A 25,417-nucleotide genomic window follows, 5' to 3' on the forward strand; every position below is an offset into this window, starting at 1 on the left:
GCTGAAACGCCTTTTTTCGTTTGCTGTGAGCACAAAAGCAAACGCCCCGAACAAGTCGGGGCGTTTGCTGGAACCACCATCAGTGCGTTTTCACACAGTCTGTCTCGGCGGGTTTCTTTTCAATCAGCTCAACACTCAGGCTCAGTTGACCTTCGCGTTCAACTCACCCTTCAGATAACGCTGGTACATCGCTTCCAGCGAGATCGGTTTGATCTTCGAAGCATTACCCGCAGTACCAAACGCTTCATAACGCGCGATACATACGTCACGCATTGCAGTCACAGTGGCGCCGAAGAATTTACGTGGGTCGAATTCGCTCGGGTTGGTGGCCATCAGGCGACGCATTGCGCCGGTGGACGCCAGACGCAGGTCGGTGTCGATGTTGACCTTGCGCACGCCGTGCTTGATGCCTTCGACGATTTCTTCAACCGGTACGCCGTAGGTTTCTTTGATGTCGCCGCCGTACTGGTTGATGATCGCCAGCCATTCTTGTGGCACCGAGGACGAACCGTGCATCACCAGGTGAGTGTTCGGGATGCGCTTGTGGATTTCCTTGATGCGGTCGATCGCCAGCACGTCGCCGGTAGGTGGCTTGGTGAACTTGTAGGCGCCGTGGCTGGTGCCGATGGCGATGGCCAGGGCATCGACCTGGGTGCGTTTGACGAAGTCAGCGGCTTCTTCCGGGTCGGTCAGCATCTGGCTGTGATCCAGAACGCCTTCGGCGCCGATGCCGTCTTCTTCACCGGCCATACCGGTTTCCAGCGAACCCAGGCAGCCCAGCTCGCCTTCTACCGAAACGCCGCAGGCGTGCGCCATGGCTACGGTTTGCTGGGTAACGCGGACGTTGTAGTCGTAGTCGGTCGGGGTCTTGCCGTCTTCGCCCAGCGAGCCGTCCATCATCACCGAGCTGAAGCCCAGTTGAATCGAACGCTGGCAGACGTCAGGGCTGGTGCCGTGGTCCTGGTGCATGCACACCGGGATGTGCGGGAATTCTTCGATCGCGGCCAGGATCAGGTGACGCAGGAATGGTGCGCCGGCGTATTTGCGGGCGCCGGCCGAAGCCTGGACGATCACCGGGGAGTCAGTCTTGTCAGCGGCTTCCATGATGGCGCGCATCTGCTCAAGGTTGTTGACGTTGAAAGCTGGAACGCCGTAGCCGAACTCGGCTGCGTGGTCCAGCATCTGGCGCATGCTGATAAGTGCCATTGTGTGTGTCTCTCCCGGTTGAGGGTCGTTGATCGTGCCAGCCTGCCGGAGCGGCGGCGGCTATTCAAGTTAATGCAGATCGGGGGTTGAGGCCCGGTCTGGTGATTCGGTGTTACCAAAACTGTGTGAACAACAGAGAACCCCTGTGGGAGCGAGCCTGCTCGCGAAAGCGGTCTGACAGACATTGCATCATCGACGGCAAGATTGCTTTCGCGAGCAGGCTCGCTCCCACATTTGGATCTCTGTACATCAATCCAATCGTGTTACTCGGCCTTGCAACCACGGCCAATCAGGTCATTGGTGGCGACCCAGTACACCAGGCCCTCGTCACCCTTCACGTGAAACGCCAGCATGCCATCGCTGTACAGCGTGCCCGAGGCGCCCGGCTCTTCTTTCAGGCGATAGACCTGATCACCGCCGCCGAGGCGCACGTCGACTTCCTTCTGGCCGGCATCGGCGTAACGCCACAACACCTTGGCCTGACTGTCGCAGGTCCAGGTCGTCCAGTTGTCTGCCGGGGCAGACGACTGAAACAGGTTCAACTGCGCGCAACCGCCCAACAATGCCAACGCCGCAACGGCGATCAAGCCTTTCATCCGTGTTCCTCGACTGACGACGCATGCCGCCAGCCCTGAGTTAAAGAGTCAGACCCGTCAAGGACAACCATGTTCCTTGGCCGGGGTTTGCGTCTCGTATTTGTCCAGGCCGTCCGGACCCGAGCGCTTGTTCAGCACCGGGTTGGTTTCGGCCTGCCAGTCGGCCTGGTAACAGCCCTTCTGCGGCTCGCTCGGTGCTGGCGTCGCGTCAGCCTTCGGGGTGCTCCCGCAGGCCGCCAGCGTACCGGTCAGCAACAACAGCGCTAACGACTTGACCATGTGAACACTCCTTTGCCTGGCCAAACGGGCGGCCTCAGGCCTTGGCCCGGCTTTCCAGGACTTCAACGGCAGGCAGCACCTTGCCTTCGACGAATTCGAGGAACGCGCCACCACCGGTGGAAATGTAGGAGATTTGCTCAGCCACGCCATATTTATCGATCGCCGCCAGGGTGTCGCCACCGCCAGCAATGGAGAATGCCGAGCTTTCGGCAATGGCCTGGGCCAGCACTTTGGTGCCGTTGCCGAACTGATCGAACTCGAACACGCCGACCGGGCCGTTCCACAGAATGGTTTTCGACGACTTCAGCAGCTCGGCGAAGTTGGCCGCGGTTTGCGGGCCGATGTCGAGGATCATGTCGTCAGCGGCGACGTCAGCGATCAGCTTGACAGTCGCTTCAGCGCTTTCGGCAAATTCTTTGGCGACCACGACGTCAACCGGCAACGGCACGCTGACTTTCGCCGCGATTTCACGGGCGGTGTCGAGCAGGTCCGGTTCATACAGCGACTTGCCGACCGGGTGGCCGGCGGCAGCGAGGAAGGTGTTGGCGATACCGCCGCCGACGATCAGTTGATCGCAGATCTGGCTCAGGCTGTTGAGCACGTCGAGTTTGGTCGAGACCTTGGAGCCGGCGACGATGGCCGCCATTGGCTTGGCCGGTGCGCCCAGGGCTTTGCCCAGTGCGTCCAGTTCAGCGGCCAGCAACGGGCCGGCAGCGGCAACTTTGGCGAACTTCGCTACACCGTGGGTCGAACCTTCGGCGCGGTGAGCAGTACCGAAAGCATCCATCACGAACACGTCGCACAGGGCCGCGTATTGCTGGGCCAGGTCGTCGGCGTTCTTTTTCTCGCCCTTGTTGAAGCGCACGTTTTCGAACAGCACGATGTCGCCGGCCTTGACCTCGACACCGCCGAGGTAATCAGCCACCAGCGGCACTTCACGGCCCAGCGCTTTGCTCAGGTAGTCGGCGACAGGTTTCAGGCTGTTTTCGGCGGAGAATTCGCCTTCGGTAGGACGGCCCAGGTGCGAGCAGACCATCACTGCCGCGCCTTTTTCCAGGGCCAGCTTGATGGTCGGCAGCGAAGCCAGGATGCGCGCGTCGCTGGTGACAACACCGTCCTTGACGGGGACGTTGAGGTCTTCGCGGATCAATACGCGCTTACCTTGCAGATCGAGGTCGGACATCTTCAACACGGTCATGGGTCGCACTTCCTACGGTTTTTTTGAAGTTGCTGTTTGCAGATAGTGGTCTGCAACGTCCAGCATTCGGTTGGCAAAACCCCATTCGTTGTCGAACCAGGCCAGGATGTTCACCAGTTTGGGTCCGGAAACACGGGTCTGACTGGCATCGACGATGGCCGAATGTGGGTCATGGTTGAAATCACAGCTGGCGTGCGGCAACTCGGTGTAGGCCAAAAGGCCCTTGAGCGGGCCGCTGGTGGCGGCTTCGCGCAGGATCCGGTTGACCTCACTGGCGTCAGTCGCGGTGGCGGTCTGCATCGTGATGTCGAGGCAGGACACGTTGACTGTCGGCACGCGCACGGCTTTGGCCTGAATTCGCCCGGCAAGTTCCGGCAGCAGGCGCTCGATACCACGCGCCAGACCAGTGGACACCGGGATCACCGACTGGAACGCCGAACGCGTGCGGCGCAGGTCTTCGTCATGATAGGCGTCGATCACCGGCTGATCGTTCATTGCCGAGTGAATGGTGGTGATCGACACGTAATCCAGACCGATCGCCTGATCGAGCAGACGTAGCAGCGGCACGCCGCAGTTGGTGGTGCACGAGGCGTTGGACACCAGCAGTTCGTCGCCGGTCAGGCAGTCCTGATTGACGCCGTAGACGATGGTGGCGTCGACATCCGCTTCGCTGGCCATCGGCTGCGAGAACAGCACGCGCGGTGCGCCGGCGTCGAGAAACCGCTGGCCATCGGCACGGGTGTGGTAAGCGCCGGAGCATTCCAGCACCAGATCGACGCCCAGCGACGCCCAATCGATGCCTTCGGGGGTGGCACTGCGCAAGACCTTCACGCAGTCGCCATTGATATGCAGACAATCGCCTTCAACCCGCACTTCGCCGGGAAAACGGCCGTGGGTGGAGTCGAAGCGTGTCAGGTATTCGATGCTGGCCATGTCGGCCAGATCGTTGATCGCGACAATTTCAAACCCGGCCTGCGCGCCGCGCTCGAACAACGCCCGCAAGACGCAACGACCAATGCGGCCGTAGCCGTTGAGTGCAACTTTGTAGGGACGCGGTTGAGGCATGGGGTTCTCGATTACCGTGGTGAATCATGCAGTGCGATGTTGCCTGAACCAACGCTTTCGCGAGCAGGCTCGCTCCCACAGGGAAATGCATTCCAATGTGGGAGCGACGGTGCGACGACTCGACCTGCTCGCGAAGGCGTCAGCCCGGACAACACAACTGTCAGATTTAGTCTTCCAGCAGCTCTTCAGCCTGACCGAGGATGTTTTCCAGGGTAAAGCCGAACTCTTCGAACAATGCCGAAGCCGGCGCCGACTCACCGTAGGTGGTCATGCCGACCACGCGACCTTCCAGACCCACGTACTTGAACCAGAAGTCGGCGTGGGCCGCTTCGATGGCGATACGTGCACTGACCTGCAACGGCAGAACCGACTGCTTGTACTCCGCATCCTGAGCATCGAACGCGCTGGTGCACGGCATGGAGACCACGCGAACCTTGCGGCCCTGCTCGGTCAGTTTGTCGAAGGCTTGAACCGCCAGACCAACTTCCGAACCGGTGGCGATCAGGATCAGCTCAGGCTCGCCTGCGCAGTCCTTGAGCACATAACCGCCTCGGCTGATGTTGGCAATCTGGCCAGCATCGCGTTCCTGGTGCTGCAGGTTCTGCCGCGAGAAGATCAGCGCCGACGGGCCGTCCTTGCGCTCCAGAGCGTTTTTCCAGGCCACTGCCGATTCCACGGCATCGGCTGGGCGCCAGGTGTCGAGGTTCGGCGTGCTGCGCAGGCTGGTCAATTGCTCGATCGGCTGGTGCGTCGGGCCGTCTTCGCCCAGACCGATGGAGTCGTGGGTGTAGACGTGGATCACGCGCTTCTTCATCAAAGCCGACATGCGTACGGCGTTGCGTGCGTATTCCATGAACATCAGGAACGTCGCGCCGTAAGGCACCAGACCGCCGTGCAGGGCGACGCCGTTCATGATCGCGGTCATGCCGAACTCGCGCACGCCGTAGTACATGTAGTTGCCGCTGGCATCTTCAGCGCTGACGCCTTTGCAGCCTTTCCACAGGGTCAGGTTGGAGCCGGCAAGGTCAGCCGAACCGCCGAGCATTTCCGGCAGCAGCGGGCCGAAAGCATTGAGGGTGTTCTGGCTGGCTTTGCGGCTGGCGATGGTTTCGCCCTTGGCCGCGACTTCGGCGATGTAGGCCGAGGCTTTTTCCGAGAAATCGGCCGGCAGTTCGCCGCTCAGACGACGGATCAGCTCGTTGGCTTCAGTCGGGAATGCAGCGGAGTAAGCGGCGAAGCGCTGATCCCACTCGGCTTCGACCGCGCGACCAGCTTCTTTGGCGTCCCACTCGGCATAGATGTCGGCCGGGATTTCGAACGGGCCGTGGTTCCAGTTCAGCGCCTCACGGGTCAGGGCGATTTCCGCGTCACCCAGTGGGGCGCCGTGGCAATCTTCCTTGCCCTGCTTGTTCGGCGAACCGAAACCGATGGTGGTCTTGCAGCAGATCAGCGTCGGTTGAGCGCTCTTGCGCGCGGTTTCGATGGCGGTCTTGATCTCTTCCGGATCATGGCCGTCGACGTTGCGGATCACCTGCCAGTTGTAGGCTTCGAAACGCTTCGGCGTGTCATCGGTGAACCAGCCTTCGACTTCACCGTCGATGGAAATGCCGTTGTCATCGTAGAAGGCAATCAGCTTGCCCAGGCCCAGCGTGCCGGCCAGGGAAGCGACTTCGTGGGAAATGCCTTCCATCATGCAGCCATCACCGAGGAACACGTAGGTGTGGTGGTCAACGATGTTGTGGCCGGGACGGTTGAACTGCGCGCCCATGACTTTTTCCGCCAAGGCGAAACCGACGGCGTTGGCCAGACCCTGACCCAGCGGGCCGGTGGTGGTTTCGACGCCCGGGGTGTAACCGAATTCCGGGTGGCCTGGAGTGCGGCTGTGCAGTTGACGGAACTGCTTGAGGTCGTCGATCGACAGGTCGTAGCCGGTCAGGTGCAGCAGCGAGTAGATCAACATCGAGCCGTGGCCGTTGGACAGCACGAAGCGGTCACGGTCGGCGAACGACGGGTTGCTCGGGTTGTGCTTGAGGTAGTCGCGCCACAGCACTTCGGCAATATCTGCCATACCCATAGGGGCACCGGGATGGCCGCTGTTGGCTTTTTGCACGGCATCCATGCTGAGGGCACGAATGGCGTTGGCACGCTCACGACGGCTAGGCATCGCTGATCTCCTGGGTGTGAATAGACTGAAACGGAAAAAAGGAGGGCATTTTCCCTCACCCATGCGCCTCGGGGCAATGACAGATAGTCATCGGCAGGCGTTTTTCCAATCGATAGCACAGGTTTCGCTTGGTGAAACCTTTCCGCTATTCGTTTGTAGAGACTGCCGTGCGCTGAGAAGTGCCATTTATCGAGCAATATCAAAACTTTTTGATATTGGCCTTGCGGTGCCTTGCCCCCGTCTCTAGACTGCCAGCCCTATGAACTTACGCGTGCCTTCCATTCGCCATGACGATTGCGACGAGCTGGCGGCCCTGTGCAAGGCCGGCGGCGATCCGCTGCGGCTGAATGTATTGCGCGCGCTGGCCAACGATTCGTTTGGCGTGCTGGAGCTGGCGCAGATTTTCGGCATCGGCCAGTCGGGCATGAGTCACCACCTCAAAGTGCTGGCGCAGGCCGATCTGGTGGCGACCCGCCGTGAGGGCAACGCGATTTTTTATCGTCGCGCCCTGCCCCACAGCGAATTGCTCGGCGGCAAGCTGCACGCGGCATTGCTGGAAGAAGTCGACAATCTGGATCTGCCTGATGAAGTGCAAGCACGCATCGAGCAGGTTCACGGCCAGCGTGCCGCCGCCAGCCGGGACTTTTTCGCCCGGGTCGCGGAAAAATTCCGTGCCCAGCAGGATTTGATCGCAGGCCTGCCGCAGTACCGTGACAGCGTGCTGGCCCTGCTCGACAAACTGAACTTCGATGGTGCAGCCACGGCCATTGAAGTCGGCCCCGGCGATGGTGCTTTTCTGCCGGAACTGGCCCGTCGCTTCGGCACCGTAACCGCGCTGGACAACAGCCCGGCGATGCTCGAACTGGCGCGTCAGGTATGTGAACGTGAACAGTTGGCTAACGTCAGCCTGCAATTGGCCGATGCATTGAACGGCACAAGCCTTCAAGCCGATTGCGTGGTGTTGAACATGGTCCTGCACCATTTCGCCGCCCCGGCCGATGCGCTCAGGCACATGGCCGACTTGCTGCAACCGGGCGGTAGCCTGCTCGTGACAGAGTTATGTAGCCACAACCAGAGTTGGGCCAGGGAGGCCTGCGGTGATCTCTGGTTGGGGTTTGAACAGGACGATCTGGCCCGTTGGGCCACCGCTGCGGGACTCGTTCCCGGGGAAAGCCTCTATGTAGGCTTACGTAATGGTTTCCAGATCCAGGTCCGCCATTTTCAGCGACCGGCTGGCGACACTCACCATCGGTAAATTCAGGAAAACATCGAGATGAGCGAATACTCCCTCTTCACCTCCGAGTCCGTGTCTGAAGGACATCCGGACAAAATCGCCGACCAGATTTCCGATGCGGTGCTGGACGCCATTATTGCCCAGGACAAACACGCTCGCGTGGCCGTGGAAACTCTGGTCAAGACCGGCGTGGCCATCGTTGCCGGTGAAGTGACCACCAGCGCCTGGGTCGACCTGGAGCAGATCGTTCGTGACGTGATTTGCGACATCGGCTACACCAGCTCCGAAGTCGGCTTCGACGGCGCCACCTGCGGCGTGATGAACATCATCGGCAAGCAGTCCCCTGACATCAATCAGGGTGTTGACCGCGCCAAGCCTGAAGATCAGGGCGCCGGCGACCAGGGCCTGATGTTCGGCTACGCCAGCAACGAAACCGACGTGCTGATGCCAGCGCCCATCACCTTCTCGCACCAGCTGGTGCAGCGTCAGGCTGAAGCACGCAAGTCGGGCCTGCTGCCTTGGCTGCGTCCGGATGCCAAGTCGCAAGTGACCTGCCGTTACGAAGGCGGCAAGGTTGTCGGCATCGACGCTGTGGTGCTGTCGACCCAGCACAACCCGGAAGTGTCGTACAAAGACCTGCGCGAAGGCGTGATGGAGCTGATCGTCAAGCACGTACTGCCTGCCGAACTGCTGAGCAAGGACACCCAGTTCCACATCAACCCGACCGGCCAGTTCATCATTGGCGGCCCGGTAGGTGACTGCGGTCTGACCGGTCGCAAGATCATCGTCGACAGCTACGGCGGCATGGCCCGTCACGGCGGCGGCGCGTTCTCCGGCAAGGATCCATCGAAGGTTGACCGTTCGGCTGCCTACGCTGGCCGTTACGTGGCCAAGAACATCGTTGCGGCCGGCCTGGCCGAGCGTTGCGAGATTCAGGTTTCCTACGCGATCGGTGTGGCCCAGCCTACGTCGATCTCGCTGAACACCTTCGGCACCGGCAAGGTCAGCGATGACAAGATCATCAAACTGGTGCGTGAAGTGTTCGACCTGCGTCCATACGCAATCACCACCATGCTCGACCTGCTGCACCCGATGTATCAGGAAACCGCAGCCTACGGCCACTTCGGTCGTGCGCCGCAGACCAAGACCGTTGGCGAAGACAGCTTCACCACGTTCACCTGGGAAAAAACCGACCGCGCCGACGCCCTGCGTTCTGCCGCTGGCCTGTAACCCCCTGGCTGCATGAAAGCCCCGTACGGTTTGCGCCGTGCGGGGCTTTTTCATGCCTGACAGATTTTTTGAGATCCCTGTGGGAGTGAGCCTGCTCGCGCAGGCGCCCGCCCCGGCAACACCAGTTCCCCTGCCCCGAAACAGTTCGCAAAAAAGCCGCGCAGCGTTCTTCAGATCCTCACCTACCCTTCAAGCATCACCCCCCGAGCAAGGACGCTCACAATGCTCTTCACACTGCGCCTGTTGCTGGCCTTCCTGCTGGCACTCATCACCCTCGTCAGCCAAGCCAACTGCCCGAACTGGGATCTTTCCCAAGCCCAACGCGAAATCACCACCCTGCAAAACCAGATCGACCAATGGGACGACGCCTATCACCGCGAAGGCCGCTCATTGATCAGCGACGAACTCTATGACCAGTCCCAGCTGCGGCTGAAAGAATGGCAAGCCTGTTTCAACCAACCCTCATCCCCGCAGCCGTTGCGCACCGCGTCCGGCCCGGTCACCCACCCCATCGCCCACACCGGCCTGGACAAGCTGCACAAAGCCGAAGACGTCGCCCACTGGTTGCGCGATCGCCAGAACGTCTGGGTGCAGCCCAAGGTCGACGGCGTGGCTGTCACCCTGATCTACCGCCAGGGAATATTGCAGCAGGCGATCAGCCGCGGCGACGGTGTCAATGGTCAGGACTGGACCACTTCCGCGCGCAGGATTGCAGCCATTCCGCAACGGTTGAGGCAGCCACGGGATCTGCTGGTGCAAGGCGAACTCTATTGGCGCCTGAACGCCCATGTTCAATCACAGTCCGGCAGCGTCAACGCCCGCGCCACCGTCGCCGGGCTGATGGGGCGCAAATCCCTGGATGCCGAACAGGCCGCCGGGATCGGTCTGTTTGTATGGGACTGGCCGCAAGCTCCTGTGCGGCTGCCGGAAAGATTGTCCGAACTTCAGACATTGGGGTTCGCCACAACCGAGCCCTATACCCAGCCCGTCAGCCGATTCGAAGACGCGCAACAATGGCGCGAGCACTGGTATCGCTCGCCCCTGCCCTTTGCCAGCGACGGCGTGGTCCTGCGTCAGAGCCAACGGCCACCTGCCGAACGCTGGCAGGCCAAGGCACCTTATTGGGCGATCGCCTGGAAATACCCGTTCGCCCAGGCATTGGCCGAGGTGCGCAAGGTCAATTTCAAGATCGGCCGCACCGGGCGGATCACGCCGGTGCTGGAACTGCTGCCGGTCAGACTCGATGACCGCGAGATCAAACGGGTCAGCGTCAGCTCGCTCAAGCGCTGGCAAACCCTCGACATCCGTCCCGGCGATCAGGTGGCAATCAGTCTGGCCGGGCTGACCATTCCGCGCCTCGACAGTGTCGTGCTGCGCACCAGCGAACGGGCAGACATCAGCATTCCCGATGCCGGCGATTACCACGCCCTGAGCTGCTGGCAGCCGACGCCGGGGTGTGAAAGCCAGTTTCTCGCGCGTCTGACCTGGCTCAGTGGCAAGCAGGGCCTGGCCATGCAGCATGTCGGTCGCGGCACCTGGGAGAAACTTTTGGAAACAGGCCGTCTGAAACACCTGCTGGATTGGCTGACCCTCGATGCGTCAGAGCTTGCTAACATTGCCGGCCTCGGCGAGCGCAGCAGCGCACGTTTGATCCAGAGTTTTGAGGGCGCGCGGCAACGGCCGTTCGCTCGATGGTTGAAAGCGCTGGGCATGCCGCCGACCGGACAGGCACAACTGGACGATTCGTGGCAGGCCCTGGCACAACGCGACACTGAACAATGGCAGGCAGAAGCCGGCATCGGCCCGGGACGCGCGGCGCAACTGAGCGCATTCTTTCGCGACCCGCAGGTACTGGCTTTGAGTGAAACCCTGAAAGCCGCCGGAATCGACGGCTTCTGAACCTGCAATCCCCGCCCGGCGGGAACCCAACGGCCGGCCAGACGCTCCAACAGCGCAGTGCCCTCCCACCCCGATTGCCTTTGCACATGGGGCTTTTATGAAATTTCTCGCACCGCTCGCCCTGCTTACTCTTTGCGGCGTCATGGCCGCCCCGGTCATGGCCGAAGAAGACGGCCCGGGCCTGACCGGTTGCGCTGCCAAGAAGCAGGGCATCATCAATCAGATCGAACAGGCCAAGTCGCGCGGCAACATGGAGCAGCAGGCAGGCCTGGAAACCGCACTGCGTGAAGTGAACGAACATTGCACCGACGCCGGGCTGAAAAAAGAACGTGAGAACAAAGTGCTTGAGGCCAAGCATGAGGTGAGCCAGCGTCAGGCGGACCTCGACAAGGCCATGAAGAAGGGCGATCCGGAGAAGATCAACAAGCGCAAGGAAAAACTCGCCGAGTCGCGCAAGGAACTGCAGGAAGCGCTGGACGAGATCGACAAGTAACCAAAGACCTGTGTAGAGGGGATTTATCCCCGTCCGGCGGCGAAGCCGTCGCACATTCGGCTAGTTGGGTCCGACTGAAAAAACTCGGTTATATGGTTTTGGGGCTGCTTCGCAGCCCATCGGGGATAAATCCCCTCGCCACAAGGCACTCAGCAGCTGCAGGAATCAATGATCGCGAAACTCTTTATGGCAAGCACTGCAGGCATCTTCAACTTTCTGCACTGCCGGCCCAAGATTGCTGGCCTTGTACGGCTGAACCTGACTGGCGACCACCAGTTCACCGGTAGCCGCTTCGAGGGCGCGGGCCAGTTCCTGAAAACGCGCCTGTTTCTGCCAGACATCATCTTTGGCGCTGGTGTGATCTTCCTCGCGCACCTGCGGAAAATGCTTCCAAGGCTCATGGGCCAACGCATCAAGTCTGACTGCGCCCTCGGCAAATTTCGGCCCGTCGAAGGCAATGCGCCCGCGCAACATGCCGCCGAGGTCTTCGCTGGTCTTGAGCATCTGCTTGAAGATCGCCTTGCGCTGGCCCAGCGGCGAATTCGGGTCGACACCGCCACAGGCGGACAAGGTCAGGCAGGCCAGCAATACAACAGCAACTGGTTTCAGAGTCATGGTGGCTTCAGGTCGCGGAAATCGGCGGCCAGTATCCTCGGCTCACCGCCAAACACCAATAGCCCTATTAAAAATACGGGTTGGTCGAGCGCATGGAGCACTCGGCCAACCGGCACAGGAATCACTCCATGAACAGCCGCTTCACGGCCTGGCGTCACCCGCTTATCGTCACCCTTCCACTGCTCGCCATCCTCGCCGGTTGCACAGGCGGCGACAGCGCCAAACCAAAAACCCATGCGCTGGCCACTTATTCGAGCGCGACCTGGGAAGCGTTGCCTGCGGTCTCCGACAGCGATCTGGTCGCCGGTTTCGGCTCGTGGCGCAGCGCCTGCACACGACTCAAAGCCGACACAGTCTGGGGGCCGACCTGCGCTGCGGCGGTGAATGTGCCGCAAAGCGCCGCCGAGATTCGTGCATTCCTCAAGCAGAATCTCGATGTCTACGGCCTGCGCGCCGAGAATGACAACCCCAATGGTCTGATCACTGGCTACTACGAACCGGTGTACCCCGGCAGCCTGACGCCCACCGCAACGGCGAACGTGCCGGTGTACGGCGTGCCGGAAGACATGATCATCGTCTCGCTCGACAGCATTTACCCGGAATTGAAGGGCAAGCGCCTGCGCGGTCGCCTCGAAGGTCGCGTGCTCAAGCCTTACGACGACGCGGCGACCATTGAATCCAAAGGCGTGAAAGCGCCAGTGGTCGCCTATCTGACTGACCCGATGAATCTGCAATTTCTACAGATCCAGGGCTCGGGCCGGATCCAGACCGAGGACGGCAAACAGTTGCGCATCGCCTACGCCGATCAGAACGGCCACCCGTACCGGCCGATCGGTCGCTGGCTGGTCGAGCAAGGCGAGCTGAAGAAAGAAGACGTGACCATGAGCGCGATCAGCAACTGGGCCAAGGCCAACCCCACGCGCATTCCGGAACTGCTCGCCAGCAACCCCAGCTACGTGTTCTTCACCCGCAACCCGGACAGCAACGAAGGCCCACGCGGCTCGCTGAACGTGCCGCTGACCGCCGGCTACAGCGCGGCGGTGGATCGCAAGGTCATTCCGTTGGGCAGTCTGTTATGGCTGTCGACCACCAAACCGGATGGCACCCCACTGGTGCGCCCGGTCGCGGCGCAGGATACCGGCGGCGCGATTGCCGGTGAGGTGCGCGCGGATCTGTTCTGGGGCACGGGTGATGCGGCCGGGCAACTGGCCGGGGACATGAAGCAGCAGGGGCAGATCTGGATGCTCTGGCCTAAAGGACAAGAGTTGCCGCAAGTGCCGCAGGTGGCGGATACACCGAAGCAAAAGTCTTAGGTTCTTCGTAGTCTGATCCATCGCTTTCGCGAGCACGCTCGCTCCCACATCTGAAATGCATTTCCATGTGGGAGCGAGCCTGCTCGCGAAGAGGCCGGCAGCAATAGCCGATAATCAGATCGACACAAAGAAGAACGAAGCAATCAGCCCCATCCCGATAAACCACACCACCGAACGCAGTGCAGCCCAGTCAGCCAGGTAGCAGATGATGTACAGCAGGCGACTGGTGATAAACAGCACGGCCAGCACATTGACCGTCACCAGCTGCGCAGTGCCGACCAGGTGCGCAACGATCACCGCAGCGGCAAACGCAGGCGTTACTTCAAAGCTGTTCAGTTGCGCGGCGTGGGCGCGACGGGCGACGCCATCGACGCTGTCGAGAAAGTCCCGTGGATCATAATTGTCCTTGAGGCGGAAACCGCCGGTGGCCTTCGCCACGATCGTGCATACGTACGGCAGGAAAATCGCGACCAACACACACCACAGAGCCACTGTCATAACGTCGTCCTTTTTTCGATTGGAGAAATTGGCGAGCGATCAGAAATTCATCACCAGCATGCCGATCAGCACCTGCCCACAGGCTAAGAGCCGCGCCCGGCAGAAAGGTTCTTTCAGCTGGATATAACAAGGCACTTCCAGCGCGCCGTCGATTACTCAGATTATTGATTCGTCATGTGTCAGCAGCTGTTTATACTGCAACCCACCACGCCGTACTCAGCTGCACACCAAAAAATTCCAATAAAAGCTGCCTGCTCCGCTTTCTTCGAAAACGGTCGCTGGCACGCGTATGCCTGATCAAAGCGTCAAGACTACCGACAGAGACCTTGCGCATGCCCCTCGCTTTGCTTGCACTCGCCGTTGCCGCGTTCGGCATCGGCACTACCGAATTCGTCATCATGGGCCTGCTGCCCGACGTCGCCCGCGATCTGGCGGTGAGCATTCCTCACGCCGGGCTGCTGATCACCGGTTACGCCCTGGGCGTGGTGTTCGGCGCACCGATCCTGGCGATCGGCACCGCCAATATGCCGCGCAAAGCGACACTGCTGGGCATGACGCTGATGTTCATCCTCGGCAACGTGCTCTGCGCGCTGGCACCCAACTACGCGACGCTGATGGCGGCGCGGGTGGTTACGGCGCTGTGTCACGGGGCGTTTTTCGGCATTGGCTCGGTGGTTGCTGCCGGGCTGGTTGCGCCGAACAAACGTGCGCAGGCGATTGCCATGATGTTCACCGGCCTGACACTGGCCAACGTGCTTGGCGTGCCACTCGGCACAGCGCTGGGCCAATACGCTGGCTGGCGCTCGACCTTCTGGGCGGTGTCGGTGATTGGCATTGTGGCGGCGTTGGCGCAATGGTTGTGGTTGCCGAAACACATCGCGATGGACAAGGCCAATCTCGCCAGCGAATTCAAAGTGCTGGGCAAGGCCAACGTGCTGCTGGCGCTGGGCATGAGCGTGCTGACCTCGACCAGCCTGTTCAGCGTGTTCACGTATATCGCACCGATCCTGCAAGACATCACTGGCGTCAGCCCCCACGGCGTGACGGTGATGCTGCTGTTGTTCGGCGTCGGCCTGACAGCGGGAAGCATGCTCGGCGGGCGCCTGGCTGATAGCCGCTTGCTGCCGTCACTGGTCGGCGTGGCACTGGCAGTTGTGGTGATTCTCGCGGCATTCAGCCAGACCAGCCGTGCGGTGATTCCGGCGGCGATTACCTTGGTGCTGTGGGGAATTTTCGCCTTTGCGCTGTGCCCGATTCTGCAGCTGTTGATCATCGATCAGGCGCACGAAGCGCCGAATCTGGGTTCGACGCTGAACCAGAGCGCGTTCAATCTGGGCAACGCAGCAGGTGCCTGGATTGGCGGGCTGGTGGTTGCCAGCGGCGCGGATCTGGCGGACCTGCCGTGGACCGGGGCGCTGGTCGGCGTGCTGACGGTGCTGACGGCGCTGTTGTTCATTTACCTGCAACGTCGGCGGGCGAGTGCGGTCAATGTGTCTGGCTGAGACCTCTGCGACTGACTACCTGTGGCGAGGGGATTTATCCCCGTTGGGCTGCGCAGTAGCCCCAAAAACCTTCAATCGGGTTTTGTCAGAAATAATCGATAAGCCCGATTGCGACGGCTTCGCCGCCGAGCGGGGATAAATCCCCTCGCCACAATGAACTGTGGTGTGTCCCATGTCGCTGTTTGCCCATCAAACCCCTGCGTCCAACCTCCGGTCGCGCTCCATTCACTCTCCATCCAAAGGACCCCGGATGCTTGAACTCGTCGCCGCTTTCATCTGCCTCACCACCCTCCTGACCTTCGTCAATTTCCGCTTTATCGGCCTGCCGCCGACCATCGGCGTGATGGTTACCGCCCTGCTGTTCTCACTGCTCCTGCAAGGCCTCAGCGTCCTCGGCTTTCCCGGCCTCGAAGACCGCGTGCAGCAACTGATCGGCCAGATCGATTTCGGCGATCTGCTGATGAACTGGATGCTCTCGTTCCTGCTGTTCGCCGGCGCCCTGCACGTCAACCTCAATGATTTGCGCAGCTACCGCTGGCCGATCGGCCTGCTGGCCACCTTCGGCGTGTTGATCGCCACCGTGGTGATCGGCAGCCTGGCCTTCTACATTTTTGCCCTGTTCGGCTGGCATGTGAGTTTCCTCTACTGCCTGTTGTTCGGCGCGCTGATCTCACCGACCGACCCGATTGCCGTGCTCGGCGTACTGCGTACCGCCAACGCTTCGAAACCACTGAAAACCACCATCGTCGGCGAATCACTGTTCAACGACGGCACGGCGGTGGTGGTCTTCACCGTGCTGCTGGGCATCGCGCAACTGGGCGAAACCCCGACCGTCAGCGCCACGGCCATGCTCTTCGTCCATGAGGCGATCGGCGGCGTGTTGTTCGGCGGGCTGATCGGTTATCTGGTCTATCGGATGATCAAAAGCGTCGAGCAGCACCAGATCACCGTCATGCTGACCCTGGCCCTGGTGATCGGCGGTTCGGCGATGTCCACCGAACTGCACGTCTCGGCACCGATTGCAATGGTGGTGGCCGGCCTGATCATCGGCAACCTGGGGCGCAATCTGGCAATGAACGACATGACCCGGCGTTATCTGGACGGCTTCTGGGAATTGCTCGATGACATGCTCAACGCGCTGCTGTTTGCGCTGATCGGCATGGAACTGTTGCTGCTGCCGTTCAACTGGCTGCACATGGCCGCCGCAGGTCTGCTGGCGGTGGCGATTCTGTTGTCGCGCCTGCTTACCGTGGCGCCGGCGATCCTGCTGCTGCGGCGCTGGCGCTCAGTGCCGGCCGGCACCATCCGCATCCTCACTTGGGGCGGTTTGCGCGGCGGTGTGTCGGTGGCCCTGGCGCTGGCCCTGCCGCTGGGCCCGGAACGCGACCTGCTGCTGAGCATCACCTACATCGTTGTGCTGTCGTCGATCCTGCTGCAGGGCCTGACCATCGGCAAACTGGTCAAGCACGCGACGCGTAATGAGCCGGCCAGCGTGGCTGAGCCAGCCCACCACTGATCATTTCTTGATCGACTGCGGATCGGGCTTAACAGCCTGATCCGCAGATTCCTTCGGCGCACCGCTTTCACTGCGAATCTGCGCATGGCTGATCAGCGCGAAGATGAAGCTGCCGCCAATGATGTTCCCCGCCAGCGTCGGCCCGGCGAACACCGCCCAGAAATCACTCCACGGCAACTCGCCGGCAAACACCAGATACGACACTTCCGCCGATCCGACGACGATGTGGGTGAAGTCGCCCAGCGCCATGAAGTAGGTGATGAGGATGATGATCCACATCTTCGCGCTCTCCATGGACGGGATCATCCAGACCATGGTGGCGATCATCCAGCCGGAGACGATGCCCTTGGCGAACATCTGACTGGCGCTGTGTTCCATGACCTTGCGGCCGATCTCGAGGAAGGCGACGTCGGTCTTGCTGTCGAAAATCGGCAGTTCCAGCATCACGTACGCCACCAGAATCGTCCCGCAGAGGTTGCCGACCAATACCACTGTCCACAGACGGATCAGGCGCAGGAAATTCTTCAGCGTCGGCCTGGTCATCACCGGCAGCACGGCGGTCAGGGTGTTTTCGGTAAAGAGTTGCTGGCGCGCGAGGATGACCGCGAGGAAACCGGCGCAGTAGCCGAAACTGGCGATCACCTTGAATTCGTCGCCATCGGGCAGGCGCGAATTGAGCAATCCCATGCCCATCAGCGACAGGCCCATGGTCAATCCTGCCGCCAGCGCCGACCACCACAGCGCGGCAATGCTGCGCTCCAGTTCCTGGTCGCCCTGAGTGCGGATGATTTCATGCAGAACGGCCGCGCGCGGCGGCTGGCTCTTCTCGACTTCGTGCTGCTCCTTGGCCGAGAGGTCGGGGGTCTTGTCGCTGGTGGGGGTGGTCATGGCGTGGCAACCGGTGGGGGGCGATGTAGCTACGACCGTTGCGCTTCATGGCTGTTCAGTGGCCAGGCGAATCTCCGCTGAATTGGCAACCGCTTTCGCGAGCAGGCTCGCTCCCACAAGGATCACGCTGTACCTGTGGGAGCGAGCCTGCTCGCGAAGAATGCGCCGCCGATCTTATTGAACAGCTTCGTCATCCTTGAACTGGTCTTTCACGTATTTGATCTCGGTCCGCCCGTGCGGCGCCGGCAGGCCGTCTTCGCCGAGGTTGACGAACACCATCTTCTCGACGGTCAGGATGCTCTTGCGGGTGATCTTGTTGCGCACTTCGCAGGTCAGGGTGATCGAGGTGCGGCCGAATTCGGTGGCGGTGATGCCCAGTTCGATGATGTCGCCCTGGCGCGAGGCGCTGACGAAGTTGATTTCCGAGATGTACTTGGTCACCACACGCTGGTTGCCCAGTTGCACGATGGCGTAGATCGCCGCTTCTTCATCGATCCAGCGCAGCAGGCTGCCGCCGAACAGGGTGCCGTTGGGGTTGAGGTCTTCGGGTTTAACCCATTTGCGGGTGTGGAAATTCATGTTCACTCCTGAGCGCTTGCCGAAAGATGCGCCCATCTTGGCAGACTGCTCAGTCAGGCTCCAGGCAGCTGCGACTATGGTCGCCATTGGCTATCTTCATCTGGCCGACAGAAACCCTTTGGAAGATCAGCCCGGGCGGCTATAATCGCCCCCGTTTCAAAAAACGGTAACGTTCACTGGCTACCGTTTTCCCGCCACCTGTCCGAGGGGCGCTGCAGCAGGTTCGACCTGTCAGGCTCGGATGGGGCGTTGACCGGCCTGCGCCGGACACTAAACGCACAACGGCGCCCATTCGCATACATTACGAATGGAGGCTCTTCATGAGCGCTGTCAACACGCCTGCCGATTTTACCGATTACAAAGTTGCCGACATGTCCCTGGCTGCCTGGGGCCGTCGCGAAACCATCATCGCCGAATCGGAAATGCCTGCCCTGATGGGTCTGCGCCGCAAATACGCTTCCGAGCAGCCGCTCAAGGGCGCAAAAATCCTCGGCTGCATCCACATGACCATTCAGACCGCCGTGCTGATCGAAACCCTGGTTGCCCTGGGTGCCGAAGTACGCTGGTCGTCCTGCAACATTTTCTCCACTCAGGATCAGGCCGCTGCCGCTATCGCTGCTGCCGGTATCCCGGTGTTCGCCTGGAAAGGCGAGACTGAAGAAGAGTACGAGTGGTGCCTGGAGCAGACCATCCTCAAGGATGGCCAGCCATGGGACGCCAACATGATCCTCGACGACGGCGGCGACTTGACCGAGCTGCTGCACAAGAAATACCCGCAAGTGCTGGATCGCGTTCACGGCGTGACCGAAGAAACCACCACTGGCGTACACCGTCTGCTGGACATGCTGGCCAAGGGCGAGCTGAAGATCCCGGCGATCAACGTCAACGACTCGGTGACCAAGTCCAAGAACGACAACAAGTACGGCTGCCGTCACAGCCTGAACGATGCGATCAAGCGCGGCACCGACCACCTGCTGTCCGGCAAGCAAGCGCTGGTCATCGGTTACGGTGACGTGGGCAAGGGCTCGGCCCAGTCCCTGCGTCAGGAAGGCATGATCGTCAAAGTGTCGGAAGTCGACCCGATCTGCGCCATGCAAGCCTGCATGGACGGTTTCGAACTGGTTTCGCCGTTCATCGACGGTATCAACGACGGTTCCGAAGCGAGCATCGACAAAGCACTGCTGGGCAAGATCGACCTGATCGTGACCACCACCGGTAACGTCAATGTTTGCGACGCGAACATGCTCAAAGCCCTGAAGAAGCGCGCCGTTGTCTGCAACATCGGTCACTTCGACAACGAAATCGACACCGCTTTCATGCGCAAGAACTGGGCATGGGAAGAAGTGAAGCCACAGGTGCACAAGGTTCACCGCACCGGCGCTGGCAGCTTCGATCCACAGAACGACGACTACCTGATCCTGCTGGCCGAAGGCCGTCTGGTGAACCTGGGCAACGCCACCGGTCACCCGAGCCGCATCATGGACGGTTCGTTCGCCAACCAGGTTCTGGCACAGATCTTCCTGTTCGGCCAGAAATACGCCGACCTGTCGCCAGCACAGAAAGCCGAGCGTCTGACCGTTGAAGTACTGCCGAAGAAACTCGACGAAGAAGTGGCCCTGGAAATGGTTCGCGGCTTCGGCGGCGTGGTCACCCAACTGACCAAGCAACAGGCTGACTACATCGGCGTTACTGTCGAAGGTCCGTTCAAGCCGCACGCCTACCGGTACTAAGAGCAGCTGGGAGCTTCAAGCTACAAGCGGCAAGTAAGGTCAAAAGCCGAGTTTGTCGTACGTAGCTTGAGTCTCTGCCACTATTTCAAAACAGCGTCAGGCCGCAAGCTTCAAGCACAAGAGATCAGCGCACCTCCGCTGCTCTTGCAGCTTGAAGCTTGCAGCTTGCAGCTGGAGGTCCCCTCCAATGTCCCAAGACCGTCGCTACAGCTTCGAGTTTTTCCCGACCAAGACCGATGCCGGGCAAGAAAAGCTGCTTGCCACTGCCCGTCAGTTGGCCACCTACAACCCGGATTTCTTTTCCTGCACCTACGGCGCTGGCGGTTCGACCCGTGATCGCACGCTCAACACCGTGCTGCAGCTGGAAAGCGAAGTCAAAGTTCCCGCCGCTCCGCACCTGTCGTGCGTTGGTGACAGCAAGGACGACCTGCGCGGCCTGCTGAACGAATACAAGGCTGCCGGCATCAAGCGCATCGTTGCCCTGCGTGGCGACCTGCCGTCCGGCATGGGCATGACCAGCGGTGAGCTGCGTCACGCCAATGAACTGGTGGAATTCATTCGTGAAGAAACCGCCGATCATTTCCACATCGAAGTCGCCGCTTACCCGGAGATGCATCCGCAAGCGCGCAACTACGAAGACGATCTCGCCAACTTCGTGCGCAAGGCCAAGGCCGGTGCCGACAGCGCGATCACCCAGTACTTCTTCAACGCCGACAGCTACTTCTACTTCGTCGACCGTTTGCAGGCGCTGGGCGTGGATCTGCCGATCGTGCCGGGGATCATGCCAATCACCAACTACAGCAAACTCGCGCGCTTCTCCGATGCCTGCGGTGCGGAAATTCCGCGCTGGATCCGCAAGCAACTGGAAGCCTACGGCGATGACACGCGAAGCATTCAAAGCTTTGGCGAACAAGTCGTCAGCGAAATGTGCGAACGCCTGCTGCAGGGCGGCGCACCGGGGCTGCACTTCTACTCGATGAACCAGGCCGAACCTAGCCTGGCGATCTGGAACAACCTCAAGCTGCCGCGCTGAAGGTTTTTCATGCGGTATAAAAAAAGGCCCTTACCGGGCCTTTTCAATGAAAAGCACCAAATGGAATGTTGTCGTCAATGATCTGCGCGCAAACAAAAACACGCCCTCAACTGGTCTATCTGGTTTTCGGTGCCGAGACCTACCATCAGGAAGCTGTTTTCAGCATCGCCAGTGCTCTGGCGTGGTTGCGCGAGACTCCGGATGCCGCGATCGATATCCAGGTCTTCAGCGACAATCCGCAACCCTACGAGCATCTCCCCGTACGCATTCGCCCGCTGGACGCCGAAACGCGCCAGAAATGGAGCGAGCCCCACGGTTATCATTTCCGCATCAAACATGTCGCGTTGCGCTCGGTACTTGAAGAGCATGAAACGGCGCTGCTGATCGACACCGATACGTTTTTCCACTGCTCGCCGCTGAAACTGTTCGAGCGGGTTCAGCCCGGCACGCTGCTGTGCAACGACTATTACGCCCGCTATGGCGACAACAAGATGAGCCTGCTCTACCGCACGCTGTCGGCAACCCTGCTGGACAAAGGCCTGACTGACGATCATATGCGCCTGCTCAACTCCGGGGTCATTGGCTTGCACCGGCAGGACGCACACGTGCTCGACCGCTCCATCGCCTTGATCGATGAGCTGTTTCCGTCGGCACAGGGCGCCTACACCCTTGAAGAGTTCTGCCTGTCGGTGGCCGCCTATCGCACGCTGGACGTCAACAAGTGCCCGGATCTGATTCACCATTACTGGAGCCGCAAACATCTGTTCAGGGCCAAGGTTCAGGCCTGGGTCGCCAAACATGGCGACAACCCGACGGGCGAAGCTGCGCTGGACGACACCCGGCGTGTGTCACCACAACTGCCTCGACCGCCGCGACTGCAGCGAATGTTCTACAAGCTCATCACGCTGCTGCTGCCGGCACATCTGCGTCAGTTCATTCGCGAAATCCTTTACGGTTGCTATGACCACCCCAACGAGTTCGATCAGGCGTGTGCACCGGTCTGGTGGGACAAGGCGCTGGAAAACCAGCAGCAACGCATCGGCAAGCCGGTCTGCAAGCACTTGCTCAGGGACTGGTTCAGTCGTGGTCTGGTCAAGCGGATTCTCGGTGCGCGCCACGCCAAGGTTCATAAACACCTGCTGAAAACCTCGAGCAAATAAGACCATGGCGGCCATTGCGCCTGGGGTCTGCGCGAAACATGCATGCCAGAGCTTCTCATCAGGCGTTTCGCGTACTAACCTCAGGCCATGCCCCTTATTGCCCAACTGCTGAGCGTTATTCTTCTGACTTGCCTGAGCGTCGGCGCCCGGGGGGAGAAGTTACGTATTGTCACCGAGCCCTGGGCGCCGTACGTCTACGAACAGGACGGCAAGAACCTCGGTCTGGACTACGAAACCACGGCCATCGTGTTCAAGCGTCTGGGCATTGAAGTGCAATGGCAGTTCCTGCCGTGGAAACGCTGCCTGTCGATGCTTGAAACCGGTCAGGCCGACGGTGCGCTGGACATCTTTCACAGCGCCGAGCGCGACGCCACCCTGCTTTACCCCAGCGAGCCGCTGTCCGACGTCGAATTCGTGATGTTCTACGCTAATGATCGGCCGCACCCTTTCACCACCCTCGAACAACTCAAAGGCCTGACCATCGGCACCTCGCCGGGCTATCTGTACAGCCCTGACTTCAGCCAGTCGCAGCTGTTTACCCGTGAGCCTGCGCCGACCCATGAAGCCAACTTCGGCAAACTGGTGCGCGGGCGTATCGATCTGCTGATTACCGATCGCCGCGTCGGCCAGCATTTGCTCGATGAATTGAACATCCGCGATCTGATCACCGAAAACCCGACGGTTATCAGCCGCCAGAGCCAGTTTCTTGCGGTTCGGCGCAATGCCGGCATGGACTTGCTGGTGCAGCGCTTTGGTGCCGAGCTCAAGCGTTTCAAGCGCGAACCGGCCTACGCCGAGCTCAGCGCACGTTACGGTGCTGCGCCGGTTGATAGCGCGTCACTGCGTGACGCCAAGGTTGGCGGCAAAACCGTTGAGCAGCAGGAAAGCAGCGCGCAGTGATTGCTCTGTTATACTCCGGCGTTCCCGCCAGGCTCACGCCCGGACGCCCGGAACCGTAACAGGCCTCTCGACCCGCTACAGCGCAGCTTCCAGCCCGCGCGAGCGCTCCTGACGTGCCTTCGGAACCGCCGCTGGACCGGACGGGATTGCGTCCTCTTAAACGTGATTCGCGCCAGGCAAGACTCCCATTGGGCCAAGCCCTAACTAAAACAGGATTACTCATGTCCTTTGCTTCCCTCGGTCTCTCCGAGGCTTTAGTCCGTGCCATCGAAGATGCGGGCTATACCGAGCCTACTCCGGTGCAACAGCGGGCCATTCCCGCCGTGTTGCAAGGTCGCGACCTGATGGTGGCGGCTCAGACAGGTACCGGTAAAACCGGCGGCTTCGCCCTCCCGATTCTGGAGCGGTTGTTCCCTAACGGTCACCCGGACAAATCCCAGCGTCACGGCCCGCGCCAACCGCGCGTGCTGGTCCTGACCCCGACCCGCGAACTCGCGGCCCAGGTGCACGAGAGCTTCAAGATCTACGCCCGTGACCTGAAATTCGTCAGCGCCTGCATCTTCGGCGGCGTCGGCATGAACCCGCAGGTCCAGGCCATGTCCCGTGGCGTCGACGTCCTCGTCGCCTGCCCGGGTCGCTTGCTCGACCTCGCCGGCCAGGGCAGCGTCGATCTGTCCCACGTGGAAATTCTCGTCCTCGACGAAGCCGACCGCATGCTCGACATGGGTTTTGTCCACGACGTGAAGAAAGTCCTCGCACGTCTGCCGGCCAAGCGCCAGAACCTGCTGTTCTCGGCGACTTTCTCCAAAGACATCACCGACCTCGCCGGCAAACTGCTGCACAACCCGGAACGCATCGAAGTGACGCCGCCGAACACCACGGTCGAGCGCATCGAACAACGCGTATTCCGCTTGCCCGCCAGCCACAAGCGCGCACTGCTGGCGCACCTGATCACCGCCGGCGCGTGGGAACAGGTGCTGGTGTTCACCCGCACCAAGCACGGCGCCAACCGTCTCGCGGAATACCTGGACAAACACGGCCTGCCAGCCGTGGCGATTCACGGTAACAAGAGCCAGAACGCCCGCACCAAAGCCCTGGCCGACTTCAAGGCCGGTGAAGTGCGCATTCTGGTTGCCACCGACATCGCCGCCCGCGGCCTGGACATCGATCAGTTGCCGCATGTGGTCAACTTCGAACTGCCGAACGTTGATGAAGATTACGTGCACCGTATCGGCCGTACTGGCCGCGCCGGTCGTTCGGGTGAGGCGATCTCGCTGGTTGCCCCGGACGAAGAAAAGCTGCTGAAAAGCATCGAACGCATGACCAAGCAGAAGATTGCCGACGGCGATCTGATGGGCTTCGACTCCAGCACCATCGAAGCCGAGAAGCCGGAAGCCCGCGAGCGTCCGGACATCCGCAACCCGCGCAATTCCCGTGGCCCACGTGGCGACGGCCCGAATGGCGGCGGCGGTGGCGGCGGTCGCAAGGACAAGGGCAAAGACAAGGGCAAGGAAAAGCCGGCCGGTGAACGTGGCGAGCGCCCTGCCCGTCAGCAAAAACCGCGCGAAGGCACCCCGAGCCGCGACCAGCGCCCAAGCCAGCCACCGCGTGCAGCGGCTGACCGTGCCCCGGACGAATTCCTCGACGACGATGTGGATAACTTCGGTAACCGCGTTGACTACGTGCCGAAGGCTGCTCCGGCCGGCGGCCGTGGCCGTCGTCCTGGCGCTCCGGCGCAAGGCGCCGGCACTGGCGCACCACGCGGCGGTCAGCCACAGGGTCGCCAGAACGGTCCGCGCAACAGCAACGGTTCGAGCACCGGCACGCCACCGGCCAAACGCAGCGGCCCGCGCAATGGCGCACCGCGTGACGGTCAGGGTCGTCGTGACGAATCCGCTCAGCGCAACCGCCGCCCGGCCCGTGACGATCAGCCACGTACCGAGCAACCAGCCGTGCAGAACCCGCGCAGCAATGGCCCGAAGATCATGCACAAGGAATCGAAAGCCGACCGCTTCCCGACGCCCGAGCAGCTCGATCAACTGCCAAGCCGCCCGCGTGGCGAGAAACCAGCCTTGCTGACCCGCAATCGCTGAGTTTCAAGCCGCAATGAAAAATGCCCCGACTCGAAAGAGCCGGGGCATTTTTCTGAGCGCTGCAAATCGCTTTGTGTAGGAGCTGCCGAAGGCTGCGATCTTTTGATCCTGATCTTGATCTTCAAAAATCAAGATCAAAAGATCGCAGCCTTCGGCAGCTCCTACAGGGGATCTGTGTTGTGGCAATAAAAAACGCCCCCGGCCTTGCGACCGGGGGCGTTTTCAT

General features: G+C 60.9%; 22 protein-coding genes and 1 riboswitch. Of the genes, 12 read left to right on the top strand and 10 right to left on the bottom strand.

Going from position 1 to position 25,417, the window contains the following annotated elements:
* Nucleotides 1–141: 141 nt before the first annotated feature.
* The 6 genes from fba to tkt form a co-directional block, all read right to left on the bottom strand.
* A complete protein-coding gene (gene fba / locus OC605_RS05820; protein ID WP_008081027.1) occupies nucleotides 142–1,206 on the bottom strand; it encodes a class II fructose-bisphosphate aldolase in 1,065 nt (354 codons plus the stop codon).
* A gap of 263 nt (nucleotides 1,207–1,469) precedes the next feature.
* Nucleotides 1,470–1,802, bottom strand: a complete 333-nt coding sequence (locus OC605_RS05825) for an MliC family protein (RefSeq protein WP_071173874.1) — start codon at nucleotides 1,800–1,802, stop codon at nucleotides 1,470–1,472.
* A gap of 57 nt (nucleotides 1,803–1,859) precedes the next feature.
* Nucleotides 1,860–2,081: a hypothetical protein gene (locus OC605_RS05830; protein WP_186569291.1), complete on the bottom strand. Its 222-nt coding sequence runs from the start codon at nucleotides 2,079–2,081 to the stop codon at nucleotides 1,860–1,862.
* A gap of 34 nt (nucleotides 2,082–2,115) precedes the next feature.
* A complete protein-coding gene (locus OC605_RS05835) occupies nucleotides 2,116–3,279 on the bottom strand; it encodes a phosphoglycerate kinase (RefSeq protein ID WP_016772785.1) in 1,164 nt (387 codons plus the stop codon).
* Nucleotides 3,280–3,291: 12 nt separating this feature from the next.
* Nucleotides 3,292–4,344 (bottom strand): erythrose-4-phosphate dehydrogenase, encoded by a 1,053-nt coding sequence (gene epd, locus OC605_RS05840; protein ID WP_122602917.1) that lies wholly within the window; start codon nucleotides 4,342–4,344, stop codon nucleotides 3,292–3,294.
* Nucleotides 4,345–4,510: 166 nt separating this feature from the next.
* Nucleotides 4,511–6,508, bottom strand: coding sequence for a transketolase (tkt, locus tag OC605_RS05845; protein WP_262136489.1), 1,998 nt, complete (start codon nucleotides 6,506–6,508; stop codon nucleotides 4,511–4,513).
* 259 nt (nucleotides 6,509–6,767) lie between these two features.
* On the opposite strand from tkt, the gene OC605_RS05850 reads away from it, so the two are divergent.
* The 4 genes from OC605_RS05850 to OC605_RS05865 all read left to right on the top strand — a co-directional run bounded on the left by OC605_RS05850 (nucleotide 6,768) and on the right by OC605_RS05865 (nucleotide 11,364).
* On the top strand, nucleotides 6,768–7,763 hold the full coding sequence (locus OC605_RS05850) for an ArsR/SmtB family transcription factor (RefSeq protein WP_024014623.1): 996 nt from the start codon (nucleotides 6,768–6,770) through the stop codon (nucleotides 7,761–7,763).
* An 18-nt stretch (nucleotides 7,764–7,781) separates the two neighbouring features.
* On the top strand, nucleotides 7,782–8,972 hold the full coding sequence (gene metK / locus OC605_RS05855) for a methionine adenosyltransferase (RefSeq protein ID WP_064365349.1): 1,191 nt from the start codon (nucleotides 7,782–7,784) through the stop codon (nucleotides 8,970–8,972).
* Nucleotides 8,973–9,194: 222 nt separating this feature from the next.
* Entirely contained in the window at nucleotides 9,195–10,871 is a 1,677-nt protein-coding gene (gene ligB / locus OC605_RS05860) for an NAD-dependent DNA ligase LigB (protein ID WP_262136490.1), read from the top strand.
* Nucleotides 10,872–10,968: 97 nt separating this feature from the next.
* Complete coding sequence (locus tag OC605_RS05865; protein WP_016772779.1) at nucleotides 10,969–11,364, top strand: DUF1090 domain-containing protein; 396 nt, start codon at nucleotides 10,969–10,971, stop codon at nucleotides 11,362–11,364.
* 165 nt (nucleotides 11,365–11,529) lie between these two features.
* Here the strand turns inward: OC605_RS05865 and OC605_RS05870 are convergent, their stop codons facing one another.
* Nucleotides 11,530–11,979, bottom strand: a complete 450-nt coding sequence (locus tag OC605_RS05870) for a c-type cytochrome (RefSeq protein WP_110644409.1) — start codon at nucleotides 11,977–11,979, stop codon at nucleotides 11,530–11,532.
* A gap of 128 nt (nucleotides 11,980–12,107) precedes the next feature.
* On the opposite strand from OC605_RS05870, the gene OC605_RS05875 reads away from it, so the two are divergent.
* A complete protein-coding gene (locus OC605_RS05875) occupies nucleotides 12,108–13,292 on the top strand; it encodes a murein transglycosylase A (protein WP_024014627.1) in 1,185 nt (394 codons plus the stop codon).
* A gap of 114 nt (nucleotides 13,293–13,406) precedes the next feature.
* Here OC605_RS05875 and OC605_RS05880 read toward each other — a convergent pair whose 3' ends face one another.
* Nucleotides 13,407–13,790, bottom strand: coding sequence for an MAPEG family protein (locus tag OC605_RS05880; RefSeq protein WP_122612379.1), 384 nt, complete (start codon nucleotides 13,788–13,790; stop codon nucleotides 13,407–13,409).
* Between the two features lie 332 nt (nucleotides 13,791–14,122).
* On the opposite strand from OC605_RS05880, the gene OC605_RS05885 reads away from it, so the two are divergent.
* Both OC605_RS05885 and OC605_RS05890 read left to right on the top strand, forming a co-directional pair.
* Entirely contained in the window at nucleotides 14,123–15,292 is a 1,170-nt protein-coding gene (locus OC605_RS05885; protein WP_262136491.1) for an MFS transporter, read from the top strand.
* 250 nt (nucleotides 15,293–15,542) lie between these two features.
* Complete coding sequence (locus OC605_RS05890) at nucleotides 15,543–16,808, top strand: cation:proton antiporter (RefSeq protein WP_024014630.1); 1,266 nt, start codon at nucleotides 15,543–15,545, stop codon at nucleotides 16,806–16,808.
* Here the strand turns inward: OC605_RS05890 and OC605_RS05895 are convergent, their stop codons facing one another.
* The gene (locus OC605_RS05895; protein ID WP_016772773.1) at nucleotides 16,809–17,696 is read right to left on the bottom strand and encodes a formate/nitrite transporter family protein; all 888 of its coding nucleotides are present in this window, start codon (nucleotides 17,694–17,696) and stop codon (nucleotides 16,809–16,811) included. It lies immediately after the preceding gene.
* 174 nt (nucleotides 17,697–17,870) lie between these two features.
* Entirely contained in the window at nucleotides 17,871–18,275 is a 405-nt protein-coding gene (locus OC605_RS05900) for an acyl-CoA thioesterase (RefSeq protein ID WP_016772772.1), read from the bottom strand.
* Between the two features lie 198 nt (nucleotides 18,276–18,473).
* Nucleotides 18,474–18,572: riboswitch (S-adenosyl-L-homocysteine riboswitch) on the top strand.
* Nucleotides 18,573–18,595: 23 nt separating this feature from the next.
* Between OC605_RS05900 and ahcY the strand changes: the two genes are divergently transcribed.
* The 5 genes from ahcY to OC605_RS05925 all read left to right on the top strand — a co-directional run bounded on the left by ahcY (nucleotide 18,596) and on the right by OC605_RS05925 (nucleotide 25,191).
* Nucleotides 18,596–20,005 (top strand): adenosylhomocysteinase, encoded by a 1,410-nt coding sequence (gene ahcY / locus OC605_RS05905; protein WP_039757587.1) that lies wholly within the window; start codon nucleotides 18,596–18,598, stop codon nucleotides 20,003–20,005.
* 187 nt (nucleotides 20,006–20,192) lie between these two features.
* The gene (gene metF / locus OC605_RS05910; RefSeq protein ID WP_056786871.1) at nucleotides 20,193–21,038 is read left to right on the top strand and encodes a methylenetetrahydrofolate reductase [NAD(P)H]; all 846 of its coding nucleotides are present in this window, start codon (nucleotides 20,193–20,195) and stop codon (nucleotides 21,036–21,038) included.
* 77 nt (nucleotides 21,039–21,115) lie between these two features.
* Nucleotides 21,116–22,198, top strand: a complete 1,083-nt coding sequence (locus OC605_RS05915) for a hypothetical protein (protein ID WP_262136492.1) — start codon at nucleotides 21,116–21,118, stop codon at nucleotides 22,196–22,198.
* An 87-nt stretch (nucleotides 22,199–22,285) separates the two neighbouring features.
* A complete protein-coding gene (locus tag OC605_RS05920) occupies nucleotides 22,286–23,098 on the top strand; it encodes a substrate-binding periplasmic protein (RefSeq protein WP_262136493.1) in 813 nt (270 codons plus the stop codon).
* A gap of 221 nt (nucleotides 23,099–23,319) precedes the next feature.
* The gene (locus OC605_RS05925) at nucleotides 23,320–25,191 is read left to right on the top strand and encodes a DEAD/DEAH box helicase (protein ID WP_262136494.1); all 1,872 of its coding nucleotides are present in this window, start codon (nucleotides 23,320–23,322) and stop codon (nucleotides 25,189–25,191) included.
* The last annotated feature ends 226 nt before the right edge of the window (nucleotides 25,192–25,417 follow it).

This window comes from Pseudomonas sp. Marseille-Q5117 (assembly GCF_946901175.1).
GTDB classification, from domain to species: domain Bacteria; phylum Pseudomonadota; class Gammaproteobacteria; order Pseudomonadales; family Pseudomonadaceae; genus Aquipseudomonas; species Aquipseudomonas iranensis.